Source organism: Streptococcus sanguinis, assembly GCF_020729725.1.
Lineage (GTDB): Bacteria > Bacillota > Bacilli > Lactobacillales > Streptococcaceae > Streptococcus > Streptococcus sanguinis_V.
In genome coordinates this window covers 262835-286700 of record NZ_JAJEPA010000021.1, presented here as the reverse complement: position 1 = coordinate 286700, position 23866 = coordinate 262835, and the positions used below count along the sequence as shown (strand labels likewise).

Sequence of the window (23866 nt, the reverse complement as noted above, 5' to 3'; positions counted from 1 at the left end):
AGGAACAGGGCTTTTTCTTTAAATATTAAAATACACTCCCATTTTACTTACGGGAGTGTATTAACTTTAACTCAGTTCAGCAACGATAGCTTTGATTTGTTCTGCAGTATGAACACCTGCAACTTGTTTAACCACTTGGCCATCTTTTTTAAATAGAAGTGTTGGAATAGACATAATTCCAAAGGAACGAGCTGTCAGTGGATTTTCATCCACATCTATTTTGACAATTTTAAGTTTATCTTCTGAAACTTCTTCTGATAGTCTATCTAAGACTGGTCCTTGCATTCGACAAGGTCCACACCATGTTGCCCAAAAATCAACTAAAACTAAGCCATCCTTTGTTTCTTGCTCAAATGTTGCATCTGTAATTGCTTTTACCATTATTTTTATCTCCTTTTAATCAAATTTTGTCAAATCCTGCTTCATCAGGAAAAAGAATACATCGCCATAAGTCCCATGATAATCCAAATCATGGCCATTATAGGTCAGCTTCTGAACTGGATAATAATCCGCAACCCCAATCAAGCAGGCTTGTTGAGATTGTTCAAATGCTTGATATGACTCAAAAGTCATCTTGCGCTCTTGCTTGACAGCATCCAAATAAGTAATTTCAATCATAACTTCTCCTTTTTCAAATTACTCTTGTAATTTTTATTTTATGATTATATTGTAATCATCTTTGTTACATCTGTCAAATAAAACGACTCAGAAAAATTCATTCACTTTTCAAGTCGCTCACTGAGTGCCTAGCAAATGAAAAAGCCTCCCATAGGAAGACTTTTTATGTAAATAAGAAAAAGCAGGATCAATGCCCCTTGTGCTTTTCCAACCGTTTTTGCTGTTTGAGTTCGAATTTCCTTTGCTTAGCCAGTTCTTTCTGCTGCTTGCGCTTGACTTGAGCGATTTTCCTTTGCTCTTCAAATTGTAGCTTCAGCGCTTCCTGAGACTTTGAAGAACGTGAAGCCATCTGCTCCTTTTTAGCCTGTCTCTGCAAGCGTTTAGGACTGACCGACTTAGTCTTCTCCCTCACCCTGATGCTAGGACTAAACTGCAACCGATGATAATAACGGTTTAGAAAATCCAACAATTCCTGCGTACTAGGCTCTGCACCAAAGGCGACTCGGCAAACTCTATAAGACTGAGCATGTTCCCGCTCGAAAAGACCGTGCCAAAATCCCTCTTCAAAATAAACTGTCAGCGTCATTGAAATCTTATCCATGACAGCACCTCCTTTAAAAAATCCCTAAGAATGGACAACCAAGGAGGAAGGTTACTGACAAAAAATAGATTTTGCGTCTGGACTACCAACCAGAACTGTGTTTTTATCTTAGTAGCTACAGTCTAGCAAGATTTTCTAAAAAATTCAAGATTATCAAAATCTCGCCGAGATGGCTAAATTGGATTTTCTTGTATGAAAGGCAGAAAAATCAAAAAACAAGAAAACTCTCTTCTTGTAAAATACATTCATTTCCGCTATAATACTACAAATACTGAAAGGAGAGAACTATGAAGTATATTTGGACTTTCTTAGCAGTCTTGAGCTTGGCTGGACTGGCTCTGTTCTTCTGGCATTCCCAGACCAAACTGAACTCTACTCCTCCTAAGCTAGGAACTACACAGACAGCTTCTAGCGAGAAAACCGACAATCAACCGACTCCGACAGAAGACATCGTGTCTGAAGAATACAGCGTTTCATACGATGACAAGCAGCTCTACGGAAAGATTACTGCTCCTTCTGACTACAAGAGTAAAAAATTGCCGACTATTGTTATCGCACATGGATTGAACAACACCCTTGAGCAATATGAAATGTACAGCCAGCTGTTGGCAAAGAAAGGTTATCTGGTTTACAGCTTTGATTTCTACGGCGGCAGCCGCCAATCGAAAAGCGGTGGACAGGATATGCTGAATATGTCGGTCAAGACCGAACTAACAGACTTGACACAAATCATGGAAAAGCTTCGTTCTGAGGCCTTTGTAGATAAAAGCAAAATGAGCTTATTCGGTGCCAGTCAAGGCGGCGTTGTTGCCAGTCTTTATGCTGCTGCTTATCCGGACCGCGTGCACAAACTTATGCTCATCTTTCCAGCTTTCGTTCTTTTCGATGATGCCAAAGAGACCTATCGTGAGCTAGGGAGTCCTGACTTCGACCAACTTCCTGATAGCTTGACACACCACAATGCTACTCTGGGCAAGATTTATCTAATCGATGCCTTAGACATTGATATCCAAGCAGAACAGACCAAAATCACAGCTCCTACCCTCATTATCCACGGCACTGATGATGCAGTCGTGCCCTACCAGTATGCTGTTCAAGCGAGTCAGACCATTCCAAATGCAGAGCTGGTCACTGTAGAAGGCGGGGAGCATCGTATTGACGAAAGATTTGCTATCACTGCCGCTCCTGCGATCCAAAAATTCTTGAAAGAGTAAAGCTGCTAATCGAAAAAGTTCTTCTAAAGAAATAGAAGGACTTTTTATTTGGAAAAATTAGATGAATTAGACTAGGAAATGATATTTGAAGAGCTTAAAATGAATTAAGAGGAACGATGAATAATCGTACTCCCAAAACCCTGAAAACTGATTTGAGATTAGGTTACAATCCTAGTGAAAAAGAAAAACTACTCTTTAGTGGAGTAGTTTCAACTTTGTGTATTCAATTGAACATGGCCTAAGCGAGTTGATAAAATAAAAAAATCTCCCTGAAGGGAGAGCTTTCTGGTTTATTTTACCTTACAGTGCTAGGAACCGTAACCAAAGATAATACTTGAGTATATCGAGGTAAGGTGAAGGAACAGAAAAAAGCTCCCTGAAATCAGAGAACTAATTTGAGCTCGGACTAAAATTCTCGTAAAAAAGATGAAACTCCTTGTGTTCATCGAACACGATGTCGTTTCCCTATTTTCATACGGATTTTTGACGCCCTTAGCATCATGATTCTTGCTGGATAACACGTTTATAAACTAGGCGACGAGGCGAAGATTGTACTAATGGTACATCGAGGCGAAGTTAACGAAGTATAGAAACGTTTTAGACGCAAGATTAGCGACGAAGTCCAAGGGAGTTGATCAACTCACGGTAACGGTTAACGTCGTTCTTACGAAGGTAAGCCAAGAGGTTACGACGGCGACCGATTTTCTTCATCAAACCACGGTAGGTAGCGTGGTCTTTTTTGTGTTGTTTGATGTGTTCGTTGAGGTGGTTGATTTCCCAAGTAAGGACAGCAACTTGTACCTCTACTGAACCAGTGTCACCTTCGTGACGTGCGTATTGTGCAATGATTTCATTTTTTTTCTCTTTTGAGATTGCCATGATATACTCCTTTTCTTTACGCTTCATCCGAGTGGTAGGTTTGGCATGGCCTGCAACCAAGAAGAAGTTATTTGTCTTTGCGACATACTTATTCTACCAAGAAGGTCTACCTTTGTCAAATGATTCTGTTTCAACTCTTTTGTATGAGGAATTCAGGCTCTTTCATTTACAATTCAACCCCAAAGATTTCTAAAGAAAGTATTTCTGCCTCAGTCAATCTCCGCCATTCTCCAAGAGCTAGTGCGGAATCCAATTGTAGGGGTCCCATCGTGAGGCGCTGAAGATCCGTGACTTCTTTTCCACAGGCAGCCACCATGCGCTTTACCTGGTGGAACTTACCCTCAGCTAGGGTAATTTCTACGAGAGAAGTCTCTTTTGCCGCGTCTAGCTCTAAAATCTTGAGCTGAGCTGGCTGGCAGGTGAAATCTTTCAGTTCTATTCCTGCAGCAAATCGCTCTTCATCTGCTTGGTTCATCAGGCCAGCCACTTGAGCTCGGTAGATTTTCTCTACGTGCTTTTTGGGTGACAGCATGGCATGGGCTAGCTTGCCATTATTGGTCAGAAGGAGCAGGCCGTGGGTATCAATATCCAAGCGGCCGACAGGAAAAACTTCTTTCTGACGGGCAGTCTCGTCCAGCAAGTCCAGAACCGTCTTATGACGGTCATCCTCTGTCGCCGAAATGACTCCCTGCGGCTTGTTGAGAAGGTAATAGACGAATTTTTCATAGGTCAGCCTTTGGCCAGAAACAATAATCTCATCTGCTGTCTCATCAATCTGGGTCTTAGGTGATTTCTCTGCTCTGCCATTGACCAAAACCAGCTCTTTCTTTAGGAGCTGCTTAACCTGGGCGCGTGAGCCCAGACCATTTTCTGCTAAAAATTTATCCAGACGCATCGTATAACCTCCTAGCTTTTTGGGGGCAATCCGCTCTTTTCTTTGCTAAATCTTAGAACAAAGAGCGAGGTCAAAATCATAGCTAGTCCCAAAACGCTGAAGATAAAGGCTGGGACGTTGGAGAATCTCCCGATAAAACTGAGGACAAATGTAGTGGCCGTTGCTCCGATACTGCAACCTAAAATCACGATAGAAGTGGCTTGATTGAGTAGGTGGGCGGAAATGCGCTCGGACAGAGTGTAAAAAATGGTCGTCAGACCGACACTATAGACAAAGCCAGCACTAATAGTAGCCATGCTGAGTGACAAGAGATTTGGTGAGAAGCCAATAATAATCTGAGTCAGTCCAAAAACCAGACCAGAAAGCATCAGCAGTTTATCTCTAAAAAGACGGGTCAAACTAGCAAAGCTGATGCCCGCTGCAATCCCAATCAACTGCATCAAGGAAAGAATAACGCCTGCAGTTTGGGCTGTTCCCATGCCAGACTTCTCTACAATTCCCGGCACGCGCACATTGATAGCAATATAAGTCAGTACAATAACCCCCGCCACAAAGGCAAAAAACAAACTCAGCTGCCAATCCTGCCGACTTAACTTAGAAGTCGATTCAGACTGTTCTTGCTGCTTTTCAAAGACCTTGTCATAAGGGACAAAAAGCAGATAAAGCGCTAAAACCACTAGTCCGAAGGTATAGACGAGAAAGGCAGCCTGCCAGCCGAGAGGAAGAAGTCGACTGACTCCAAAAGTCAAGAGGGCTGTCCCGACTACTTCTGCTGATCCCCTCAGTCCTAAAAGCCGAACGCGTTCCTGTCCCTTGTAGCGCTCGCTAACAATCGAGATAGCCTTGGCATTGAGCAGACCGATTCCCATCCCAAAGACAAGCCGAGATACAAACATAAGCCAGTAGGACTGGTTAAGAAGAGGAAGAAGCCCGCAAAGTGAAAAAATCAGAAGCCCGCTCACAATCATCTGACGCTCTGTCAGGTATTTTTCAATGACCCTATTAAACAGCAACATCAGCATAATCCCAGCCGAAGGCAATGAAACCAGAAGCTCTACCCAACTTTCTGGAATCCCTTTATAAAAAGCAAACATGGCCGACTGGGCACTGGAAATCGAAAAAGCCGTCGTCAGAATCAAAGAAAGCGAGAGGATACTCACCTTTTCCATCAATTTTTTCATTCTATTTTCCTTTAAAATTCACACTACCTCTATCATACAGTTTTTTGAGCCAAGACGCAATTTCTTTGTCAGGAATATTATGGGTCGCTGTTGCTCCATTCAAAAGCAGGCACCCCCAGCCAGTCAAAACCGCTCCCGCCTTTATTTCTTGCTGGTTTTATGTTATGATGAAGGATAGAAAAAGGAGAGAATCATGTCTGTGAGTGAAAAAACATCTGTTATTGAACGATTAACCAAACCAGCCCATTTAATTGATATGAAGGACATTATCCGCGAGGGCAATCCGACCCTGCGCGCTGTCGCTGAGGAAGTCAGTTTCCCTCTATCAGACCAGGAAATCATTCTGGGCGAGAAGATGATGCAATTTCTGAAACATTCTCAGGACCCTGTCATGGCTGAAAAAATGGGCTTGCGCGGTGGTGTTGGTCTAGCTGCTCCCCAGCTGGATATTTCTAAACGGCTCATCGCTGTTTTAGTTCCCAACCCTGACGACGAAGAGGGCAATCCACCTAAGGAAGCTTATAGCCTGCAAACGCTGATGTACAATCCTAAGATTGTGGCCCATTCCGTTCAGGATGCAGCCTTAGCTGATGGTGAAGGCTGCCTGTCAGTCGATCGAGAAGTACCAGGCTACGTGGTTCGGCATGCGCGAGTCACCGTGGATTACTTTGACAAGGACGGTCAAAAGCATCGTATCAAGCTCAAGGGCTATAATGCCATCGTTGTTCAGCATGAAATCGACCATATCAACGGCATCATGTTCTACGACCGTATTAATGAAAAAGACCCATTTGCAGTCAAAGACGGCATGTTGGTGATTGAGTAAATAACTTGCATATCATTATCGAAAATACCTAGATAGAAACTATCTAGGTATTTTTTTCTATCTAACTATCCCGTCTCCAGAAAATAGCCAAGAGGATAACTGCTCCTAGCACTGATGGAACAACAGCTGTATCAGCCAGCATTGGTCCCCAATGACCAAAGAGAAATTGACCAATCAAGGAACCAAACCAACCCAAGAGGATTTTTCCGATACAGCCCATGCGCTCCCCACGGCTGGTAATAGCCCCGGCGATAAGGCCGATGATAAAACCGACAAACATACTACCAATCATATATTCCCCTTCTTTCTATATTTCTAGCAAGGCTTCTAAAGAAGCAAGTGGAAGCTATCATTATGGAATGCGCCATTTAAGGCAACTCGAAATCTTAGATTGCCCAGTCTCCATTTCTAAAGATTGCTACACGGCTGCCGTCTTCTCGGATACCGTCAATATCCATCTGACCAGAGCCAATCATAAAGTCCACATGGACATCCGAGCGGTTGAGACCCGCTGCTTCAAGCTCTTCTTCAGAGAAATTCTCTCCACCGACCACACTAGTCGCATAGGCTGCACCGATAGCCAAGTGGTTAGAAGCATTTTCATCAAAGAGAGTATTGAAGAAAGTAATGCCTGACTGAGAAATCGGACTTGGATCTGGTACCAAGGCACACTCACCTAAAGCACGCGCACCAGCATTTTCAAAGACAAGATCCTTCATAACTTGATCGCCCTTTTCAGCAGTAATGTCCACAATCTGGCCATCCTTGAAGGTCACCTTGATGCCTTCGATGATGTTGCCATTGTAGCTGAGAGGCTTGGTGCTAGTCACATAACCTTCAGCTCGGCGGAAGTCCGGTGCTGTAAAGACCTCTTCTGTCGGCATGTTGGCAATGAAATACTCGCCCTGAGCATTTAGACTGCCAGCTGACTCCCAGTGATGGTTCTTGGGCAAGCCCAATGTCAAGTCAGTTCCAGGAGCTGTGTAGTGCAGAGCTGTGAATTGCTCCTCGTTTAAAACCTTAGCTTTTGAGCTGAGTTTTTCTTCATGCGCCTGCCAAGCGGCTACTGGATCATTCTCATAGACACGGCAGGTTTTGAAAATCTGATCCCAAAGCAAGTCTACCGCTTCCTCATCACTGGCTGCGTTTGGAAAGACCTTCTTAGCCCACTCTGTACCGGCTGCTGCAGCGACTGTCCAGCTGACTTTATTGGATTGGGTTGCAATCCGCATCGGCTTCATGGCTATCCCCATAGCCTTAGCAGAAGCTGATAATTTCTCAGCATCCACGCCGTTCAAAGCCCCCGGATCAGATGAACGAACGCCCAAGCGGCTAGCTTTCTTTTCGAGGAGATAGTTCATCTCAGCCACCTTATAGTCTGGAACATTGTCCAAGCGCTCCATTAGCGCATGGAGGAATTTCTCCCGCGTAGTCAAATCATCCGCCCACTGGACGATGACCTCGTGAGCACCCAGAGCATAGGCTTCCTTGACAATCAAGTGAGCCAGCTCACGCTGCTCCACATCAATATTGAGCGCCACCGTGTGACCCGGCTGCACATTGATACCATTGGCAACCAATAGTTTAGCGTATTTTTCTAAGTTTTCTTTAAAATTTGGCAGAACCATGCTGCTTCTCCTTTTCTTTTGTTATTTCTCTTTAAACAAGGACAGCAGGCTAACCGCTGCCACAGTGCCGCAAATCAAAGCGGGCATTTTCAAAATTGTATCTGGGTCAAGATCCAGCTGGTAATCAAACACCTTTTGCGCAGGCTTATCTTCGGCATTTATTCTAAGTTTCATGAGAGAGTCCTTTCCTTTGTTAACCATCTATTGGTTTATGATGCCAGATGACTTTCATATTCCAACCATCCTGAATTAATTTACAGCCTGGCAGCAACTTCCCATAAATCTCTTCATATCCTTTTTTAGAAAGGTAGCGATCTGTTGCTAAATGATTGAGCCAAGATTTGGAGGTGCTATGTTTGAAGATTCTTCTGGCATTTTTCAAGCCGAATCTTTTCCAGTGTCGAGGAAAATCTAAATAAGCGCCTACAACATAGGTCCAAGTTGAAGGAGTGGGCTTTTCTGATACATTGTCCATAACAAACAGGATGCCACCTGGCTTTAGTAATTTCTTACATTTTTCCAAAGCTTCAGGGATGTCCAAATGATGAAATGTCGTTCGACTGAAAATAAAATCAAATTGTTTCTCAAAAACAGCGGTTAAAAAATCATCCTGCAGTAATTCTACATTCTGTAAATCTTCTTTTTCTACTTTATCTTTTGCTATCTGCAGAAAATCCACAGAAAGATCTATTCCTGTCACATGTTGAAAATATGAAGACAGAAAAATGCAGGTATTCCCTCCGCCACAACCAATATCCAAAGCGGAAACTCTACGGTCAGGCAAATTATCCAGTAGATAATCGGGCTTGCCTTCCAAAAGAGTAGTTACCCAATCATATTCTAAAGCAACCGCATTAAATTGTTCCGTAATATTTTCCATAAACATCCTTCTTAAAAAAACTCATCAAACAGACTCAACTGGTTATCCTCGGGCATATTTCCTAGAATACCCATGTCGTCCATTTTTTCGACTAGGGTGCTAGAGAGGCCGCCGCGTTTGCGGAGTTCTGTCTTAGAGAGAAATTCGCCTTCTTCGCGCGCTCTGACTACTTGGCGGGCAACGTTGTCACCCAGACCGTCCATAGCGGAGAATGGTGGAATAAGGGTATCTCCTTCGATGAGAAACTCAGTTGCATGGCTCTTGTAGAGATCTAACTTTCCGAATTTGAAACCCCGCTCCAGCATTTCATTGACGATTTCCAAGGTTGTATAAAGGTCAATTTCTACATTGGAGGCTTCGTTGTTCTTACGCTTCTCAGCGATTTCGTTCATCCGACGCTTGACGGCATCAAGTCCGCCACTCATGGTCTTGATATCAAAGGCCTTAGCTCGAATGGAGAAATAAGCACAGTAGTAATAAATCGGATGATGTACCTTGAAGTAGGCCACTCGCAGGGCCATCATAACATAGGCTGCCGCATGGGCCTTGGGGAACATGTACTTGATTTTTCCACAGGACTCGATGTACCATTCTGGCACATTGTTTTCCTTCATGGCTGCGATGTAGCCATTGCGCTCTTCTTCAGAAATCTTCAGCCAAAGACCCTTCCGCACGCGCTCCATGATTGTAAAGGCCATCTTAGGATCCAAGCCCTTGTGCATGAGGTAAACCATGATGTCGTCCCGACAACCGATAACAGTGGACAGGTCGGCAATCCCTTGCTTAATCAAGTCCTGAGCATTGCCCAGCCAAACGTCCGTACCATGAGAGAGACCAGATAGCTGTAAGAGTTCGGCAAAAGTTGTCGGATGGGTCTCATCAACCATGCCCCGTACAAAATTAGTCCCAAACTCCGGAATTCCCAGCATACCAGTCGGCGTGCCGATTTGTTCCTGAGTCACACCCAGAATGTCTGTTCCAGAAAAGAGGGCCATGACGCCAGCATCATCCATAGGAATGTCATTAGGATCAATGCCAGATAAGTCCTGAAGCTTCCGAATCATGGTCGGATCATCGTGTCCCAGAACGTCTAGCTTGAGGACATTTTCATCGATATCGTGGAAGTTGAAGTGGGTGGTCTGCCACTCGGCCGTCACATCGTCAGCTGGATATTGGACCGGTGTAAAGTCATAAACATCCATGTAGTTAGGGATAACAACGATTCCGCCCGGGTGTTGTCCAGTCGTCCGCTTGACTCCGGCAGCTCCCTGCGCCAGACGCTCAACTTCGGCGTCCCGATAGAACTTCCCGTAATCGCGCTCATAGCCCTTGACAAATCCATAGGCCGTCTTAGCCGCAACGGTACCAACGGTACCAGCCCGAAAGGCATACTCCGCACCAAAGATATCCCGCACGTCCAAATGGGCGCTTGGCTGATCTTCTCCGGAGAAGTTCAAGTCAATATCGGGTACCTTGTCCCCGTCAAATCCAAGGAAGGTCTCAAATGGAATATCCTGACCGTTCTTGCTCAGCTTGTGGCCGCACTCTGGACAGTCCTTATCCGGCATATCGAAGCCAGAACCATAGGATCCATCCGTGATGAACTCGCTGTATTGGCATTTGCCACAGACATAGTGGGGTGACAGAGGATTAACCTCGGTAATCCCAATCATGGTCGCGACAAAACTGGATCCGACAGACCCCCGTGAACCTACCAGATAGCCCCGCTCATTGGAGCGCTGCACCAGCATCTGCGAAGCCAGATAAATCACGGCAAAACCATTCCCCAAGATGGAGGTCAGCTCTTTTTCAATCCGTAAGTCCACGATATCTGGCAGCGGATTGCCATAAATCTCAAAGGCTTTTTGATAGGTCAACTCGGCAACTGTTTCCTCGGCCTTTTCAATGAAAGGCGTATAGAGGTCCCCCTTAACTACCTCAACCGGCTCAAAGGTCTCGGCCAGCTGATTCGGATTGGTGATGACCAGCTTCTTAGCCAAATCCTCGCCTAGAAAGGCAAATTCGTCTAGCATCTCATTGGTGGTCCGGAAGTGAGCCTTAGGAAGCGGAGCCGGCTGGGCATTTTCACCGTGACCAATGGTTCGGTTAATCATAGCTCCCTGACCAAGACTCCGGACGATAATCTCCCGGTAGATTTCTTCTTCCGGCTCGATATAGTGGACGTTCCCCGTCGCAAGGACAGGCTTGCCCAAGCGGTCTCCGACCTCAATCAGATTGCGAATAATGGTCTGCAGTTCTTCCTGGTCCTTGATCTGCTCCTTGGCAATCAGCGGCTCATAGATAGCCGGCGGCATGACCTCGATAAAGTCATAATACTTGGCTACTTCGACAGCCGCATCCACCCCCTGAGAGACAACGGCGTCATAGACTTCGCCTTCTGAACAGGCTGAGCCTAAAATCAGGCCTTCTCGATGGGCATCCAGCACGGTTCGTGGAATCCGAGGGACACCTTCGAAATACTTAGTATTGGACAGACTGACTAACTTAAAAATATTCTTGAGTCCCGTCTGATTTTTCACATAAATGGTCGCATGCTTGACCCGAGCTTTCTTGTAAGAATTCTCATCGACCAGATCCGTATTCAAATCCTTGAGATTGGTCACACCATGCTTTTCAGCCACATCCTTGATAAAGATAAAGAGGAGGCGACCCGTCGCTTCCGCGTCATAGTTGGCCATATGGTGGTGCTCCAGAGCAATCTGGAAACGCTTGGTCAAAGGCCCCAGACCATGGCGCTTGTACTCCGGATAGAGGTTGCGGGCAAATTCCAGCGTGTCAATGACTGGCTGAGTGATTTTCGGCAGGCCATGCCGCTCATAGTTGACATTCATAAAGCCCACGTCAAAGGTGGCATTATGGGCAACGAGGACACTGTCCTGGCAAAATTCCTGAAACTCTTTCAGCACTTGCTCAAGTGGCTTTGCATTGCGGACATGCTCATCTGTAATCCCGGTCAGATCCGTCGTAAAGGCCGACAGAGGATGGCCCGGATTGATAAACTCATCAAACTCAGCGATGATATTGCCCTTGTGCATCTTGCTAGCAGCGACTTGAATCAAGTCATTGTAGACCGCTGAAAGCCCCGTCGTTTCCACGTCAAAGACAACATAGGTCGCATCGCTCAGCTCCATGTCCACTTCATTGTAGACGATAGGCACTCGGTCTTCTACAATATTGGCCTCCATACCGTAAATCAGCTGAATACCAGCCTTCTTTGCAGCCTTGTAGCCATGGGGAAAGCTCTGCACATTGCCATGGTCGGTAATGGCGACAGCCTTGTGGCCCCACTTAGCTGCCGTTGCCACGATTTCCTCTACCTCAGGCAGAGCGTCCATAGTAGACATATTGGTATGAGCGTGAAATTCAACCCGCTTCTGACCCTCAGGCATCAGATCCTTGCGCTCATAGTGAGTAACAGCCTGCACAGCCTGCACATTCATGGTCAGGTCGCGGGTGAAATTGTTCATCTCCACATTTCCCCGCACGCGCAGCCAAGCGCCTTTCTTAATCATGTCAAACTTCTTGGCTTCTTCGTCGTTTTTCATCCATTTCTGCAAGGAAAAGCTAGAAGTGTAGTCTGTCATCTTGAAATTGAGCAAGACCCGGCCGGTCCGAGTGACCTTCTGCTCCAAGTCAAAGACCATTCCCTCGAAGACCAGACGGTTTTCCTCAGTCTGAACTTCAATCATCGGGGTAATCTCTGCCTTGTCCAGCTTTGGTTTAGCCGCAGCCTTACGAGCTTGGAAGTCATAGGCCGGCTTTTCCTCCGGCGGTGGTGCCATCTGCTGCAGGGATTCCATGGCTTTGAGCGCTTCTTCATTGGCCGCTTGGACAATCTTATCATTCTCCGCCTGGAAATTCTCTGCTTGCTGCTGGGTCAGCTCATCGCTGTGCTGAACCTGACAGGTCAACTGAGGAAAGCCGTACTTGACCAACTGCTGGCTGAGGTTGGGCAGATGATTCTTGCGAAAATGCTCCGTATCAATGGTCGAAGCCCCCTCAATCAGCAGCTTGTCCCCATCCAAATGAACCCGCAAATCCTGATACAGGCTTTTAAAGCCATGACTGGCACATGGACCTTCCTCAAAGGCTAGCTGGTAATAAGCCTGTAAGAGCTCATCCGACACCCGAGGAGCCTGACAGTGAATTTCAAAAATAGCTTGATTGCCAGTCTTAGAAAACTCTTGAGCTAAGCGCTTCTGCAATTCCCGAAAAATCTCAATGGGCAGAATATTCGCAAAAGAAAAATGAAACTCCCAGACCCGACTGACCTTGTGGACCAGAACCTTCTCGATTTCTGCATTCAAAAAGGCCTCTGAATTTCTCATTTCCAGTGGCATATCCAGCTGATTCATTAAAATTTCAAACTTGTTTGACATGACATTTCCTCGTACAGTAGTGACCCTATTTTACCATAAATCAGCACTTTTTTCGATAGAAAAAGAGTAGGACAAAGCGCGACTCCTACACAATTATTAAGACATTCTTCCTGGAGCTAAGTTATGATATAATAGAACAGAACATTTATCAAAAGGAGTCTTAATTGTGAAGAAAATTCTCTTATTCAGTGCTTGTCTGCTGACCCTGACTGCCTGCAGTATGCCTAATCAGCATAAGCAAGAAAACAAGCCCAAGCAAAATCAGAGTCAAAGCAAGACTAAAGAAGAAAAGACGAAGACAAAAACTTTTTCTAATAAAATTGATGAGTATTATACTAATTCAGTCAAACTTTTCTATACTAAAGACAAGATCCTATCTTTCCAGCTCATTTCCAGCCAGGCCATCCCTGAAGAAAATCAAAAAATGAGCGTCGAAGAATTAACGAAATCCTATAGAGAAGATCTTAAGAAAAGTCCCATGATTGAAAATCAAGAAAAACTAAAAGGACTTAAAATTCATCTTAAAATTTCTGAAGACAAGAAAAACGCTATAGCCATTTTTGACTTTGATCTCAGCAAAATAGATCAAGAACAGTTGATTCAATCAGCAAGTGACTCTGAAAGTAGTCAGACTTTCTTCAAAAAACTCCAAGATAAACCAGAAGTTGTCTTTGATTATTTGAAGGGGCAAGGACTTAAAGAAGAATAAAAAAAGCTTTCTGAGTGATTTAACTTTACAGTTAATACTCAGAAGGCTTTTTCCGTCTATCTTAACACCGCTTCTGCCAAGGCCTTTTGGATGGCGATGACGCTGCGATCGCTGGTAAATTGCAGGACTTCTGCTGGCTCTTGAGCGCTGGAAACCCAAATTTTCAGCTCAGCATCTAAGTCGAAATGACCGGCTGTTTCTACTGAGAAGCGACTGATAGAGCGATAAGGAAAGGACTTATAGGAAGTCTTTTTGCCAGTCATTCCCTGCTTGTCGACCAAGATTAACCGCTTATCTGTAAAGACAATCAAGTCACGAATGAGGCTAAAAGCCAGTTCTACATTCTCTGTTGTTGTCAGAATATCCTCCAATTGTCTTTCTGTTTTTTCAATATCTTTCTGAGAGGCATTGCCTAATAAACCGCCGAATAATCCCATCAATCGGTCCTCCAATCTATTTTTTCCTACTATAGCATTTTCACCTCCAATAAGCAAAAGAAAACTGCCAGATAAAACTGGCAGTTTGTTTTATTTTGTCAAAATAGACAAGGTTTCTAGCAGATTATCGGCGTGGACTTCAATGGTATCGCCAGTAGCCTTAATCTTAACTTCGACAATGCCTTCTGCAGCTTTCTTACCAACTGTCACACGGATTGGGAGACCAATCAAATCGCTGTCGCTGAACTTAACACCAGCGCGCTCATTGCGATCATCCACCAAGACCTCATAACCGGCACTCAGCAAGTTAGCCTCGATTTGGTCAGTTAGAGTCAAGGCTTCCTCGTCCTTGACATTGACCGGAATCAGGTGCACATCAAATGGTGCCAGCTCTTTCGGGAAGTTAATGCCCCAAGCATAGCGGAATTCTCCCTTAGGAGTTTTATTAACAAAGAGACGAGCATGCTGCTCCATAACAGCGGACAGGAGACGGCTGACACCGATACCGTAGCAACCCATAATCAGCGGTACTGCTCGGCCATTTTCGTCCAAGACATTAGCGTTCATGCTGTCAGAGTAGCGAGTTCCCAGCTTGAAGATGTGTCCAATCTCAATCCCTCGAGCAAACTTGAGGATGCCTTGACCGTCTGGCGAAATCTCACCTTCACGAACTTCACGGATATCCACATACTCAGCTGTAAAGTCACGACCTGGATTGACACCGGTCAAGTGGTAACCATCTTCGTTAGCGCCAACCACAGCGTTAGCTAGGTCTTGCACCTTGCGGTCAGCAATGATTCTCACGCCTTCTGGCAGATTAACTGGCCCTAGTGAGCCAAATCCCGCTCCCAAGAGCTGACGGACTTCATCCTCACTCGCCACATCAAAGAAATCTGCTGCCAAATGATTTTTCAGCTTGACTTCATTAAGCTGGTCATTGCCGACCAAAAGTGCTACGACAGGAGATTCGTCAGCCATATAAACCAAGGTCTTGATTGTCTGGCTTTCATCTAGCCCAAGGAAGGCAGCAACTTCGTCAATGGTCTTGCAGTCAGGCGTTGAAACGCGGGCAACTTCTTCCTCAGTCACGACACGTCCTGCAGGCTTGTATTCATCCGTCGCCATTTCAAGGTTGGCAGCATAGCTAGACTCACTGGAGTAGGCAATGGTATCCTCGCCAGATACCATCCAGCTGGTCAATTCTGTCCGAATAGCCTCCTGAACATCCTCAGGAATCTCATCAAAGCTGGCTACAGATTTGTCCAAAACCACCCAGCGGTTCACATCCGTCCGGTCTGGCGTAATGGCCATGAATTCTTGGCTGTCCTTGCCTCCCATGGCACCGCCATCACCAATAATAGCTTTAAAATCTAGCTCGCTGCGGGTAAAGATTTTCTCATAGGCAGACTTGTATTCATCATAAGCTACATCCAAGCTGTCATAGTTAGCGTGGAAACTGTAGGCATCTTTCATGATAAACTCACGCGTCCGCAAGAGCCCGTTACGAGGACGCTTTTCATCACGGTATTTAGGCTGAATCTGATAGAGATTGAGTGGCAGCTGTTTATAGGATTTAACCGAATCACGGACGATAGCTGTAAAGGTTTCCTCATGGGTTGGCCCTAGGATAAAGTCCGATTTCTCACGATTTTTCAGTTTATAGAGGTCTTCACCATAGGTCTCATAACGGCCAGACTCGCGCCAGAGGTCTGCACTGAGCAGGGCAGGCGCCAGCATCTCCACTGCACCAATCTTGTCAAACTCTTCCCGCATGATTTTTTTGGCTTTTTCAATCACGCGATTGGCCAGTGGCAGATAAGAATAGACTCCAGCTGAAACCTGACGGACATAGCCAGCCCGTAGCATAAGAGCGTGGCTAATAACTTGAGCATCGCTAGGCATCTCACGCAGGGTTGGAATTAACATTTTACTTTGTTTCATAAAAACAAAACTCCTTGACTTTCATTGAATAATTTCTTTTTCATGGCTCTATGAGCTTCGGACTCTTAGAAGAATAATTTCATAATATCGTTCCAGGTAACGGCAATCATCAGGATGACCATAATAGCCACTCCAGACAGAGTGATATAGGTCTCCGTTTCTCTTTTCAGCGGTTTTCTGCGAATAGCCTCCAGAATATTGAGGACGATTTTTCCGCCGTCCAAGGCTGGAATGGGAATCAGGTTGAAAATACCGATATTGAGCGACAGCATTGCCAAAAGGCTGAGGACTGCTGGCAAGCCTTGCTCCGCAGCCTGACTGCTGAAATTGTAAATAGCGACCGGACCGCCCAGCTTATTGATATTGAAGTTGAAGACAATATCTTTCAGAGCTGACAAGATACGAACCGTTGTAGCCCAAGCAGCAGTAAAGCCGCCAATGACCTTGTCCCAGAAGCCTGTTTTGACTGTCGGGGATACACCTAGCAGATAGCGATTGCCGTCTTTTTTAGGCTGTACGGTAATCTCTTTCGTTTCGCTGCCGTGCTTGTAGGTAACTGACAAGGTCGGCGCTTCCTTACTCTTGGCTGTGATTTTGGCCAGAGCACTGGTTAGATCCGCCCAGTTGCTAATCTCATAATCATTAATCTTAAGGATTTGGTCATTATTTTGAACCCCAGCAGCTGCTATAGCACTACCATCCATGACTTGAAAATGATTGCTGTTTTCATCACGAACGCCGCCCTGAACAAAGGCCAACAGCATAAATACCAGCACGCTCAGGATGAAGTTATTCATAGGCCCAGCAAAGTTGGTGATGAGGCGGCCCCAGATACTAGCATTCTGATATTGAACATCCAGCGGTGCAATCCGCACCTCAGTGCCGTCTTCTTCAACAATCGTTGCATCATGATCTACTGCATAAGTCTTGAGCTCGTCAAGAACCAGACCTGTGATTTCCAGCTTTTCCTCAAAGTCAAAGCCGGTCACATTCATGGGCAGAGCTGTCTGGTCAACCTTTTTGCCAGAGAGATTGATGCGAACCACCTTGCCCTCTGCATCCAAGGTCAGACTAGCCGGTGTCCCCACCTTAATGTCAGTGGAATCTTCCCCCCAGCCGGCCATGCGCACATAGCCCCCCAAGGGTAAAATCCGAATCGTATAGGCCGTCCCATCCTTGCCAATATGGGAGAAAATCTTGGGTCCCATACCGATAGCGAACTCTCTGACCAAAATGCCGGACTTCTTCGCAAAGTAGAAGTGTCCGAACTCATGGACCACCACAATGATCCCAAAAATAATAATAAAGGTTATAAACTGCATGGACTTCTATATTTTACCTTTCCTAGAAATCATATTTTTTCTTTAAATCAAAGAAGGAGCAGAAAACGGCCAAATACCGAGCTTTCCGCCCCTGCATAGCTGACACTTTTGAAAATAGGTTACAAGCTCAACTCAAAATTTTGAGCTCTAAATCCTAGTTCCTTCTCAGATTGTGCGGTCTTTGGACAAACCTACCGTCCCTTACTTTCAGCTATGCTCGACTGTCTTAGAACAAGCCGAAAAAATGCATCAGCGGAAAGACGAAGAGAAGGCTGTCAAAGCGATCCAAGACACCGCCGTGACCAGGAATGAATTTACCAGAATCCTTGACCCCGAAATGGCGCTTGATTGAGCTTTCGACCAAATCACCCAGCTGGCCTGCAATACTAAAGAGCACTGCCAGAATCAAAAAGACGAGGGCATTATAAGTAGCGTACACTTGCGGTCGAACCAACATAAAGATTCCAGTCACTAGAACAGCTGATAGAATGCCGCCCAGGCTTCCTTCAATAGTCTTATTAGGAGAAACTCTCGGCGCCAGCTTTCTTTTACCGAAACGCACCCCGACCAGATAAGCTCCACTGTCAGTAGCCCAGACGATAAAGAGAGCTAGCAGGACCTTGTCAATATTCATCAAGCGGGCATCAATCAAGGCATTGAAGCCAAGACCGACATAAAAACTAGCTGCAATCGGATAGGCAGCATCTTCAAAGGTGTAGTTTGAACCTAGAACAGTCGAAATCAACAGAAGAAAGACGACCAAGCCATAGGCCACGACATTGCCATCCACTGGCAGAAACTTCAGATAGTTCTCCAAGGGCAGGGTCAGGACAAAGGCTGCCAGCATGGCCAAGACACCTTCGATGGTCGCTGTTGGCAGGCCTTTCATTTGGAGAAATTCATGCACCGCCAGCATAGCCAACAGCCCTACAAAAATCTGAAAGATAACTCCTCCAGTCAATACCAGAGGAATAAAAATAGCAAGAGCGATTCCTCCAAAGATTAGACGTTTTTGTAAATTTTTACTCATACTTTTTTACTTTCTCCCTTAAACACCGCCAAAGCGTCGATTCCGACGGCTGTATTCTGCAATTGCAGCCTTCAAAGCCTTCTCATCAAAGTCAGGCCAGAGAATGTCCGTAAAATACAGCTCACTGTAGGCTGACTGCCAAGGCAGAAAATTGCTGAGACGTAGCTCTCCACTGGTCCGAATCACCAGATCCGGATCGCGCAGCATCTTAGGCAAGTTGCTGGTATAGAGGTAGTTGCCAATGACTTCCTCAGTAATGTCACCAGGACTGAGTTTGGCATCCAGAACATCCTGAGCAATCAGTTTAACCGCCTGATTGATCTCATATCGGCCACCGTAGTTTAGAGCAAAATTGAGAATCAAACCTGTATTGAGCTTGGTCAGGCTTTCGGCCTTTTCCAGAGCTTCAAATGTCGCCTTAGGAAGCTTAGCCGTATCACCAATCATCTGGATTTTAACATTGTTCTTGTGCAGATCCGGCACATAGCGGTCGTAAAATTCAACCGGCAGATTCATAATAAAAGAAACTTCCTTTTCCGGCCGAGACCAATTTTCCGTTGAAAAGGCATAGACAGTCAAGACCTGAACACCCATTTCCTTGGCAGCAATCGTCACCCTTTGCAAGGTTTCCATGCCAGCCTTATGACCGAACACGCGCGGCTGCATCCTTTTTTTGGCCCAGCGGCCGTTGCCGTCCATGATAACAGCAATGTGTTTGGGAACATTCAGCGGTGCGTTCAGCTTTTCTTTTTTCTTAAAACTAAACATACTTTTTATCCTATTTAAAGTTTTGTCAGTTCATTATATCATAAATCCTTGGAATGTGGGCAATTCATCCGCTTTTTCAAGCCTGAGGATATAAAATAAGGACAGAATGTCAACCGGAGAATCCAAACTCAGTTAAAACTCACTCAGCCTGTCCAAACCGCAAGGCAGATAAGGTTGCAATCAAACACCTCCTAGCCACATGAGTCAAAACAAAAAAACAGCCCGCAAGCTGTTTATTTCTTTACTCTTCAATCGCTGATTCTTCCTCGGGAAGGTCAACGCTTCCCTCACCGCCAGCAACAGCAGGAATCCCCTCAGTCAATGGCAGTACAGTCTTAATAGCTGTCAGTTCAAAGGTCAGGTAAACACCGTCCACATCCAGAACAACTGTTTTCTTGTCTGTGTCCACTTCATCTACCGTTCCATACAAACCGCCGATGGTAATGACTTCATAACCCTTTTGCAGCTTGTTAAGGCTTTCCATACGCTGCTGAGCCTGTTTCTTTTGGGCACGCATCTGGAAATAAGTCATCCCTACCAGTACAACCGCAAATACAATAAGCATAATTGGATTCATATCTTTTCTCCTTCGAATGTCATATATGAACTACTATAGCAGATTTCCCTTATTTTTACAAGACGATTCTGACTTTTCAGGCAAAGTCCGTCTCAAGTCGGATGAAGCATGACTGGCCTAACCACATTTTTTAAAAAGTAAAAATCAGGATGACTAATACCCTGATTTTATGTCTTTTTATTTAAGATTTTTAACAACTTCTGCTACATGCTCAACTGTAAAGCCATATTCTTCCAGAACCTTGCCTGCCGGAGCAGATGCACCGAATTGATCGATTCCGATAACTGCACCGTCTAGACCGATATACTTGTACCAAGGCTGGCTAGCTGCCATCTCGATCGCTACGCGACGACGAACTGCATTAGGCAGAATTTCTTCTTTGTAGACTGCATCTTGAGCATCAAAAAGCTCTGTTGATGGCACGCTGACCACACGAATTTTAGCGCCTTCTGCTGCAAGTGCTTTAGCAGCTGCAACAGCCAAATTAACCTCAGAACCAGAAGCCAGCAAGATGGTATCGAAATCTGCCCCTGTTTCGTAGACCACATAAGCACCTTTAGCTACCTTGTCAAAGTTTGTGCCTTCTTCGACTGTCAGATTTTGACGGGTCAAGACCAGAGCAGTCGGAGTGGATTGGCTCTTAAGGGCCAAGTACCAAGCTGCCTGAGTTTCACGTGCGTCTGCTGGACGGAAAACAGTCAGGTTTGGAATGGCACGCAGACCAGCCAAATGCTCAATCGGTTCGTGAGTCGGACCGTCTTCACCTACTGCAATAGAGTCATGCGTGAAGACATAAGTCACTGGCAAGCCTTGAAGGGCAGACAAACGGACAGCTGCCTTAACATAGTCTGAGAATACGAAGAATGTACCACCGTAAACACGAAGACCACCATGAAGCGCCATACCGTTAAGAATTGTTCCCATAGCAAACTCGCGCACACCAAACTGGATGTTGCGGTTGAGACGGTGGGCATCATCCTGCAGGCCGTCTTCCTTGATGTAGGTCATATTAGAATGAGCCAAGTCAGCAGAACCGCCAAGGAAAGTTGGAAGGACCTTAGCTGCTGCATTGAGGGCATCCTGACTGGAATTACGGGTCGCTTGAGAGAAGCCATTTTCAAGCACTGGGAAGTCTTCTGGTTTGATTTCTACTGGATCCTGACCAGCAATGATAGCTGCTACTTCTGCTGCCAATTCTGGATGGGCTTGCTTGTAGTCCTCTACTAGCTGTTTCCAAGCATCGTATGCTGCGGCACCACGCTCTGCTACATTTGTACGGTAGTCAGCATAGACTTCCTCAGGAATCTCAAATGGCGCATAGTCCCAGCCCAAGGCTTTACGAGTAGCTTCCGCTTCTTCTGCTCCCAGAGGCGCACCGTGCACTGCATTCGTTCCTTGCTTGTTTGGAGAACCATAACCGATAACCGTCTTAACTTCAATCAAAGATGGTTTGCCGGAAGCCTTAGCTTCATTGATGGCTGCATCAATCGCTGCAAGGTCTGTTCCGTCTTCCACCAAAGCAGTATGCCAACCGTAGGCTTCATAGCGGGCACGAACATCTTCTGTAAAGGAATCCTTAGTCTCTCCATCTAGGTTGATATCATTTGAATCATAGAGAACAACCAGCTTGTCCAGCTTTTGCAGACCAGCATAAGAAGCAGCTTCAGCTGAAACCCCCTCCATCAAATCACCATCACCACAGATGACATAAGTATAGTGGTCAAAAATTGGATAGCCTTCACGATTATACTTAGCAGCCAAGAAACGCTCTGCCTGAGCAAATCCAGTAGCTGTAGAAATCCCCTGTCCCAGTGGGCCAGTAGTAGCATCAACACCAGCTGTGTGGCCAAACTCTGGGTGACCTGGTGTCTTAGAACCCCATTGGCGGAAGTTTTTGATTTCCTCCATACTGACATCTTTAAAGCCAGACAGATGAAGCAAGGCATAAAGCAACATAGAGCCATGTCCTGCAGATAGGACGAAGCGATCGCGGTTAATCCAGTTTGGCTCTTCTGGATTGATACGAAGTTGTTTAGTAAACAAGTCATAAGCCATCGGTGCAGCACCCATGACTACGCCAGGGTGACCTGACTTAGACTTTTCAATCGCGTCAATCCCTAAAAAGCGAATGGCATTAACTGATAATTGTGACATTAGATTCTCCTTATTTTTACTAAAATCTGTCCTGACATCAGAACAGGATAAACAATGGTCGTAGAAACGATAAAAATTGTCTCATATCTATTATAAGAAAATTATCCCTATATCGCAAGATAGGGATAATCTCATCTTTTTTATAGATTTATTATAAATCTTGAAAACGGTAACAAAAAGACCAAGAATTACACAGGTGACTGTTCACTCTTGAACTGTCAAAATCTGCCCATAAGGACAGAAAAAAGTAAGAAAGTGAGCATCGCTGCTCCTAAGTCCGACTGCGCCTCTGGCTTGTCTCATTAAGTTTTTACAGAACGTAGTTTTCGATTACGCTCAAACTGCATCTATGCCTCTAAGCTCTGCTCGACTCTGCGAGCCGGCAATCGCTAAGAAATTAGCGGAACGTAGACTTCGCTTGCGCTCAGTCTGCATCAATGCCTCTAAATTCGACTGCGCCCTCGGCTTGTCTCATTAAGAGGCATAGAAAAACCCAGCTATCCAATGGTTAGCTGGGTTAGGGTTGAGCTACATCATAGTTTTAGACTATCCTGCGGCCTTTTGATGAATAGTGATGCCGTATTTTTCATGGTTTTCTTCATACCAATTAATTAAGGCCATCGCAGTTTGATAAGTAATGTTCTTAATTTTGCTGGTCCCTTTAGTTAAGGTCAGGATACTCATCTTGCTGATGTTTGCATCCGTCGCAATTCGATAACTAGTTAAGGTTCCATTAACTAACAACTGAACAACAGCCTCGACTTTCCTATAGTCGGGCATGGTTGTAATATCCAACTTTTTCATAATTAAATCCTCTCCTAAAATTTAATTTACTAATCCATTATACACTTTTTTCTGACATTTACATATATAAAAACTTGAAAATGTACAAAAAAATTAGAACACAACTCATTAAAATGTCAACTTTTCCCACTTTTATAGACTTATGAGAGCCTTTTGCCTCTATTAAGATAGAAAAAAGAATTAATATTATCTTCTTTTCTTACTTTGTTAGCTCGCCTTTCCGTATTATGTTGTGCATAATTACCAGCGGCCAGACAGACTTAGTAAGTCTAAAAATCTCTGTATACATGACCGTCCAGCATGCAACAGTTATCATCCCGATAAGGAAGAATGCAAACCTTCCAACCGGCAAGGTATTTTGGATTTCTCTCTCAGACAGAAACTTCATAATGTAAGGCAGATGCCAAATCCACCAGATAAAGCCAACAAGTAGATATAGTTTTAAGTCAGATAATTTTAATTTGATTAATTGATTGGTAAGATATGCCCTCCAAACGGATTCTTCAAAAATATTTTTTATGAATTGAGTTCCGACCTGTGTGAGCAAGATGCCAAGATAGGCCGTGAACTCAACCTTCACATCTGTCACTCTGATGCCTTGCGTCATCAGTCCCAAGAATATCACTATTATCGTAACAAGTGGGTAAACTAAAAAACTAATCAGGTATAATTTTTTATTATCTTTAAAATTAATGGAAAACCCTGCTTCTTTCCAGCTATCTCCGCCAAAGCTACGGAGAAAGATGGTACAGATTAACGGAGTTACCAGCCAAATCAGCATCCCTAAAGAGCCGCTTCCTATCTCTGTTCCGATATTATCGTAAAGAGCTTGGCCGGTTACTTTATCAACAACATAACCAATCCAGCCGCATAGAGTGCTGAGAATGGCAAAGATAATGACATTGTGCTTAATTGTAGTTACTGTTTCATAGCAGTCTGCTTTCGTCAAAAATTATTCATCTCTCTTATTTGAGAGAAGCTAGGTTGATTCGAGTCATCGAC

Annotated in this window: 24 protein-coding genes; 4 read left to right on the top strand and 20 right to left on the bottom strand. The window is 44.9% G+C overall.

Going from position 1 to position 23866, the window contains the following annotated elements:
* Positions 1 to 66: 66 nt before the first annotated feature.
* The 3 genes from trxA to K4I03_RS11565 form a co-directional block, all read right to left on the bottom strand.
* Complete coding sequence (trxA, locus tag K4I03_RS11575; RefSeq protein WP_045772807.1) at positions 67 to 381, bottom strand: thioredoxin; 315 nt, start codon at positions 379 to 381, stop codon at positions 67 to 69.
* A 15-nt stretch (positions 382 to 396) separates the two neighbouring features.
* Positions 397 to 618: a DUF4649 family protein gene (locus K4I03_RS11570; protein ID WP_008808355.1), complete on the bottom strand. Its 222-nt coding sequence runs from the start codon at positions 616 to 618 to the stop codon at positions 397 to 399.
* A 187-nt stretch (positions 619 to 805) separates the two neighbouring features.
* On the bottom strand, positions 806 to 1219 hold the full coding sequence (locus tag K4I03_RS11565; RefSeq protein ID WP_227965447.1) for a YjdF family protein: 414 nt from the start codon (positions 1217 to 1219) through the stop codon (positions 806 to 808).
* 287 nt (positions 1220 to 1506) lie between these two features.
* Here K4I03_RS11565 and K4I03_RS11560 point away from each other — a divergent pair, with 287 nt between their 5' ends.
* A complete protein-coding gene (locus tag K4I03_RS11560) occupies positions 1507 to 2433 on the top strand; it encodes an alpha/beta hydrolase family protein (RefSeq protein WP_227965445.1) in 927 nt (308 codons plus the stop codon).
* 116 nt (positions 2434 to 2549) lie between these two features.
* Positions 2550 to 2675, top strand: a complete 126-nt coding sequence (locus K4I03_RS12580; RefSeq protein WP_265333638.1) for a hypothetical protein — start codon at positions 2550 to 2552, stop codon at positions 2673 to 2675.
* Positions 2676 to 3042: 367 nt separating this feature from the next.
* Here the strand turns inward: K4I03_RS12580 and rpsO are convergent, their stop codons facing one another.
* From rpsO to K4I03_RS11545, 3 genes are all read right to left on the bottom strand, one after another.
* On the bottom strand, positions 3043 to 3312 hold the full coding sequence (gene rpsO, locus K4I03_RS11555; RefSeq protein ID WP_001018251.1) for a 30S ribosomal protein S15: 270 nt from the start codon (positions 3310 to 3312) through the stop codon (positions 3043 to 3045).
* A gap of 166 nt (positions 3313 to 3478) precedes the next feature.
* Positions 3479 to 4207 carry a pseudouridine synthase gene (locus K4I03_RS11550; RefSeq protein WP_227965443.1) on the bottom strand — a complete coding sequence of 243 codons (729 nt, stop codon included), beginning with the start codon at positions 4205 to 4207 and terminating at the stop codon, positions 3479 to 3481.
* 11 nt (positions 4208 to 4218) lie between these two features.
* On the bottom strand, positions 4219 to 5388 hold the full coding sequence (locus tag K4I03_RS11545) for an MFS transporter (protein ID WP_227965441.1): 1170 nt from the start codon (positions 5386 to 5388) through the stop codon (positions 4219 to 4221).
* A 193-nt stretch (positions 5389 to 5581) separates the two neighbouring features.
* Here K4I03_RS11545 and def point away from each other — a divergent pair, with 193 nt between their 5' ends.
* Positions 5582 to 6214 (top strand): peptide deformylase, encoded by a 633-nt coding sequence (gene def, locus K4I03_RS11540; protein ID WP_227965439.1) that lies wholly within the window; start codon positions 5582 to 5584, stop codon positions 6212 to 6214.
* 61 nt (positions 6215 to 6275) lie between these two features.
* Here the strand turns inward: def and K4I03_RS11535 are convergent, their stop codons facing one another.
* From K4I03_RS11535 to K4I03_RS11515, 5 genes are all read right to left on the bottom strand, one after another.
* On the bottom strand, positions 6276 to 6506 hold the full coding sequence (locus tag K4I03_RS11535) for a GlsB/YeaQ/YmgE family stress response membrane protein (RefSeq protein WP_002908679.1): 231 nt from the start codon (positions 6504 to 6506) through the stop codon (positions 6276 to 6278).
* Positions 6507 to 6600: 94 nt separating this feature from the next.
* On the bottom strand, positions 6601 to 7842 hold the full coding sequence (locus K4I03_RS11530) for an aminopeptidase (protein ID WP_125340337.1): 1242 nt from the start codon (positions 7840 to 7842) through the stop codon (positions 6601 to 6603).
* Between the two features lie 21 nt (positions 7843 to 7863).
* The gene (locus K4I03_RS11525; protein ID WP_227965437.1) at positions 7864 to 8016 is read right to left on the bottom strand and encodes a hypothetical protein; all 153 of its coding nucleotides are present in this window, start codon (positions 8014 to 8016) and stop codon (positions 7864 to 7866) included.
* A gap of 19 nt (positions 8017 to 8035) precedes the next feature.
* Entirely contained in the window at positions 8036 to 8722 is a 687-nt protein-coding gene (locus K4I03_RS11520; RefSeq protein WP_032906159.1) for a class I SAM-dependent methyltransferase, read from the bottom strand.
* An 11-nt stretch (positions 8723 to 8733) separates the two neighbouring features.
* Positions 8734 to 13122, bottom strand: coding sequence for a PolC-type DNA polymerase III (locus K4I03_RS11515; RefSeq protein ID WP_227965435.1), 4389 nt, complete (start codon positions 13120 to 13122; stop codon positions 8734 to 8736).
* A 166-nt stretch (positions 13123 to 13288) separates the two neighbouring features.
* Between K4I03_RS11515 and K4I03_RS11510 the strand changes: the two genes are divergently transcribed.
* Positions 13289 to 13831 carry a DUF1307 domain-containing protein gene (locus K4I03_RS11510; RefSeq protein WP_227965433.1) on the top strand — a complete coding sequence of 181 codons (543 nt, stop codon included), beginning with the start codon at positions 13289 to 13291 and terminating at the stop codon, positions 13829 to 13831.
* Between the two features lie 56 nt (positions 13832 to 13887).
* On the opposite strand, the gene K4I03_RS11505 is transcribed toward K4I03_RS11510, so the two are convergent.
* The 9 genes from K4I03_RS11505 to K4I03_RS11465 form a co-directional block, all read right to left on the bottom strand.
* Entirely contained in the window at positions 13888 to 14268 is a 381-nt protein-coding gene (locus K4I03_RS11505; RefSeq protein WP_032916189.1) for a PH domain-containing protein, read from the bottom strand.
* A 90-nt stretch (positions 14269 to 14358) separates the two neighbouring features.
* Positions 14359 to 16209 carry a proline--tRNA ligase gene (locus K4I03_RS11500; RefSeq protein WP_227965432.1) on the bottom strand — a complete coding sequence of 617 codons (1851 nt, stop codon included), beginning with the start codon at positions 16207 to 16209 and terminating at the stop codon, positions 14359 to 14361.
* Between the two features lie 65 nt (positions 16210 to 16274).
* A complete protein-coding gene (rseP, locus tag K4I03_RS11495; RefSeq protein WP_227965431.1) occupies positions 16275 to 17531 on the bottom strand; it encodes an RIP metalloprotease RseP in 1257 nt (418 codons plus the stop codon).
* Between the two features lie 226 nt (positions 17532 to 17757).
* The gene (locus K4I03_RS11490) at positions 17758 to 18561 is read right to left on the bottom strand and encodes a phosphatidate cytidylyltransferase (RefSeq protein WP_227965430.1); all 804 of its coding nucleotides are present in this window, start codon (positions 18559 to 18561) and stop codon (positions 17758 to 17760) included.
* Between the two features lie 18 nt (positions 18562 to 18579).
* Positions 18580 to 19329 (bottom strand): isoprenyl transferase, encoded by a 750-nt coding sequence (locus tag K4I03_RS11485; protein ID WP_223337675.1) that lies wholly within the window; start codon positions 19327 to 19329, stop codon positions 18580 to 18582.
* Between the two features lie 241 nt (positions 19330 to 19570).
* On the bottom strand, positions 19571 to 19906 hold the full coding sequence (gene yajC, locus K4I03_RS11480) for a preprotein translocase subunit YajC (RefSeq protein ID WP_002926114.1): 336 nt from the start codon (positions 19904 to 19906) through the stop codon (positions 19571 to 19573).
* A gap of 177 nt (positions 19907 to 20083) precedes the next feature.
* Positions 20084 to 22060: a transketolase gene (gene tkt, locus K4I03_RS11475; protein WP_227965429.1), complete on the bottom strand. Its 1977-nt coding sequence runs from the start codon at positions 22058 to 22060 to the stop codon at positions 20084 to 20086.
* A 546-nt stretch (positions 22061 to 22606) separates the two neighbouring features.
* Complete coding sequence (locus K4I03_RS11470; RefSeq protein ID WP_002893837.1) at positions 22607 to 22864, bottom strand: hypothetical protein; 258 nt, start codon at positions 22862 to 22864, stop codon at positions 22607 to 22609.
* 199 nt (positions 22865 to 23063) lie between these two features.
* Positions 23064 to 23813: a CPBP family intramembrane glutamic endopeptidase gene (locus K4I03_RS11465; protein WP_002908666.1), complete on the bottom strand. Its 750-nt coding sequence runs from the start codon at positions 23811 to 23813 to the stop codon at positions 23064 to 23066.
* Positions 23814 to 23866: the final 53 nt, after the last annotated feature.

What these genes read in the sequence shown, in the direction of transcription:
- K4I03_RS11470 (WP_002893837.1), bottom strand. Translation starts at nt 22,864, where the DNA reads ATGAAAAAGTTGGATATTACAACCATGCCCGACTATAGGAAAGTCGAG.
- K4I03_RS12580 (WP_265333638.1), top strand. Translation starts at nt 2,550, where the DNA reads ATGAATAATCGTACTCCCAAAACCCTGAAAACTGATTTGAGATTAGGT.
- K4I03_RS11545 (WP_227965441.1), bottom strand. Translation starts at nt 5,388, where the DNA reads ATGAAAAAATTGATGGAAAAGGTGAGTATCCTCTCGCTTTCTTTGATT.
- K4I03_RS11565 (WP_227965447.1), bottom strand. Translation starts at nt 1,219, where the DNA reads ATGGATAAGATTTCAATGACGCTGACAGTTTATTTTGAAGAGGGATTT.
- K4I03_RS11560 (WP_227965445.1), top strand. Translation starts at nt 1,507, where the DNA reads ATGAAGTATATTTGGACTTTCTTAGCAGTCTTGAGCTTGGCTGGACTG.
- K4I03_RS11530 (WP_125340337.1), bottom strand. Translation starts at nt 7,842, where the DNA reads ATGGTTCTGCCAAATTTTAAAGAAAACTTAGAAAAATACGCTAAACTA.
- trxA (WP_045772807.1), bottom strand. Translation starts at nt 381, where the DNA reads ATGGTAAAAGCAATTACAGATGCAACATTTGAGCAAGAAACAAAGGAT.
- rpsO (WP_001018251.1), bottom strand. Translation starts at nt 3,312, where the DNA reads ATGGCAATCTCAAAAGAGAAAAAAAATGAAATCATTGCACAATACGCA.
- tkt (WP_227965429.1), bottom strand. Translation starts at nt 22,060, where the DNA reads ATGTCACAATTATCAGTTAATGCCATTCGCTTTTTAGGGATTGACGCG.
- K4I03_RS11490 (WP_227965430.1), bottom strand. Translation starts at nt 18,561, where the DNA reads ATGAGTAAAAATTTACAAAAACGTCTAATCTTTGGAGGAATCGCTCTT.
- K4I03_RS11570 (WP_008808355.1), bottom strand. Translation starts at nt 618, where the DNA reads ATGATTGAAATTACTTATTTGGATGCTGTCAAGCAAGAGCGCAAGATG.
- K4I03_RS11535 (WP_002908679.1), bottom strand. Translation starts at nt 6,506, where the DNA reads ATGATTGGTAGTATGTTTGTCGGTTTTATCATCGGCCTTATCGCCGGG.
- K4I03_RS11505 (WP_032916189.1), bottom strand. Translation starts at nt 14,268, where the DNA reads ATGGGATTATTCGGCGGTTTATTAGGCAATGCCTCTCAGAAAGATATT.
- yajC (WP_002926114.1), bottom strand. Translation starts at nt 19,906, where the DNA reads ATGAATCCAATTATGCTTATTGTATTTGCGGTTGTACTGGTAGGGATG.
- K4I03_RS11550 (WP_227965443.1), bottom strand. Translation starts at nt 4,207, where the DNA reads ATGCGTCTGGATAAATTTTTAGCAGAAAATGGTCTGGGCTCACGCGCC.
- K4I03_RS11515 (WP_227965435.1), bottom strand. Translation starts at nt 13,122, where the DNA reads ATGTCAAACAAGTTTGAAATTTTAATGAATCAGCTGGATATGCCACTG.
- K4I03_RS11525 (WP_227965437.1), bottom strand. Translation starts at nt 8,016, where the DNA reads ATGAAACTTAGAATAAATGCCGAAGATAAGCCTGCGCAAAAGGTGTTT.
- K4I03_RS11500 (WP_227965432.1), bottom strand. Translation starts at nt 16,209, where the DNA reads ATGAAACAAAGTAAAATGTTAATTCCAACCCTGCGTGAGATGCCTAGC.
- K4I03_RS11485 (WP_223337675.1), bottom strand. Translation starts at nt 19,329, where the DNA reads ATGTTTAGTTTTAAGAAAAAAGAAAAGCTGAACGCACCGCTGAATGTT.
- rseP (WP_227965431.1), bottom strand. Translation starts at nt 17,531, where the DNA reads ATGCAGTTTATAACCTTTATTATTATTTTTGGGATCATTGTGGTGGTC.
- K4I03_RS11520 (WP_032906159.1), bottom strand. Translation starts at nt 8,722, where the DNA reads ATGGAAAATATTACGGAACAATTTAATGCGGTTGCTTTAGAATATGAT.
- def (WP_227965439.1), top strand. Translation starts at nt 5,582, where the DNA reads ATGTCTGTGAGTGAAAAAACATCTGTTATTGAACGATTAACCAAACCA.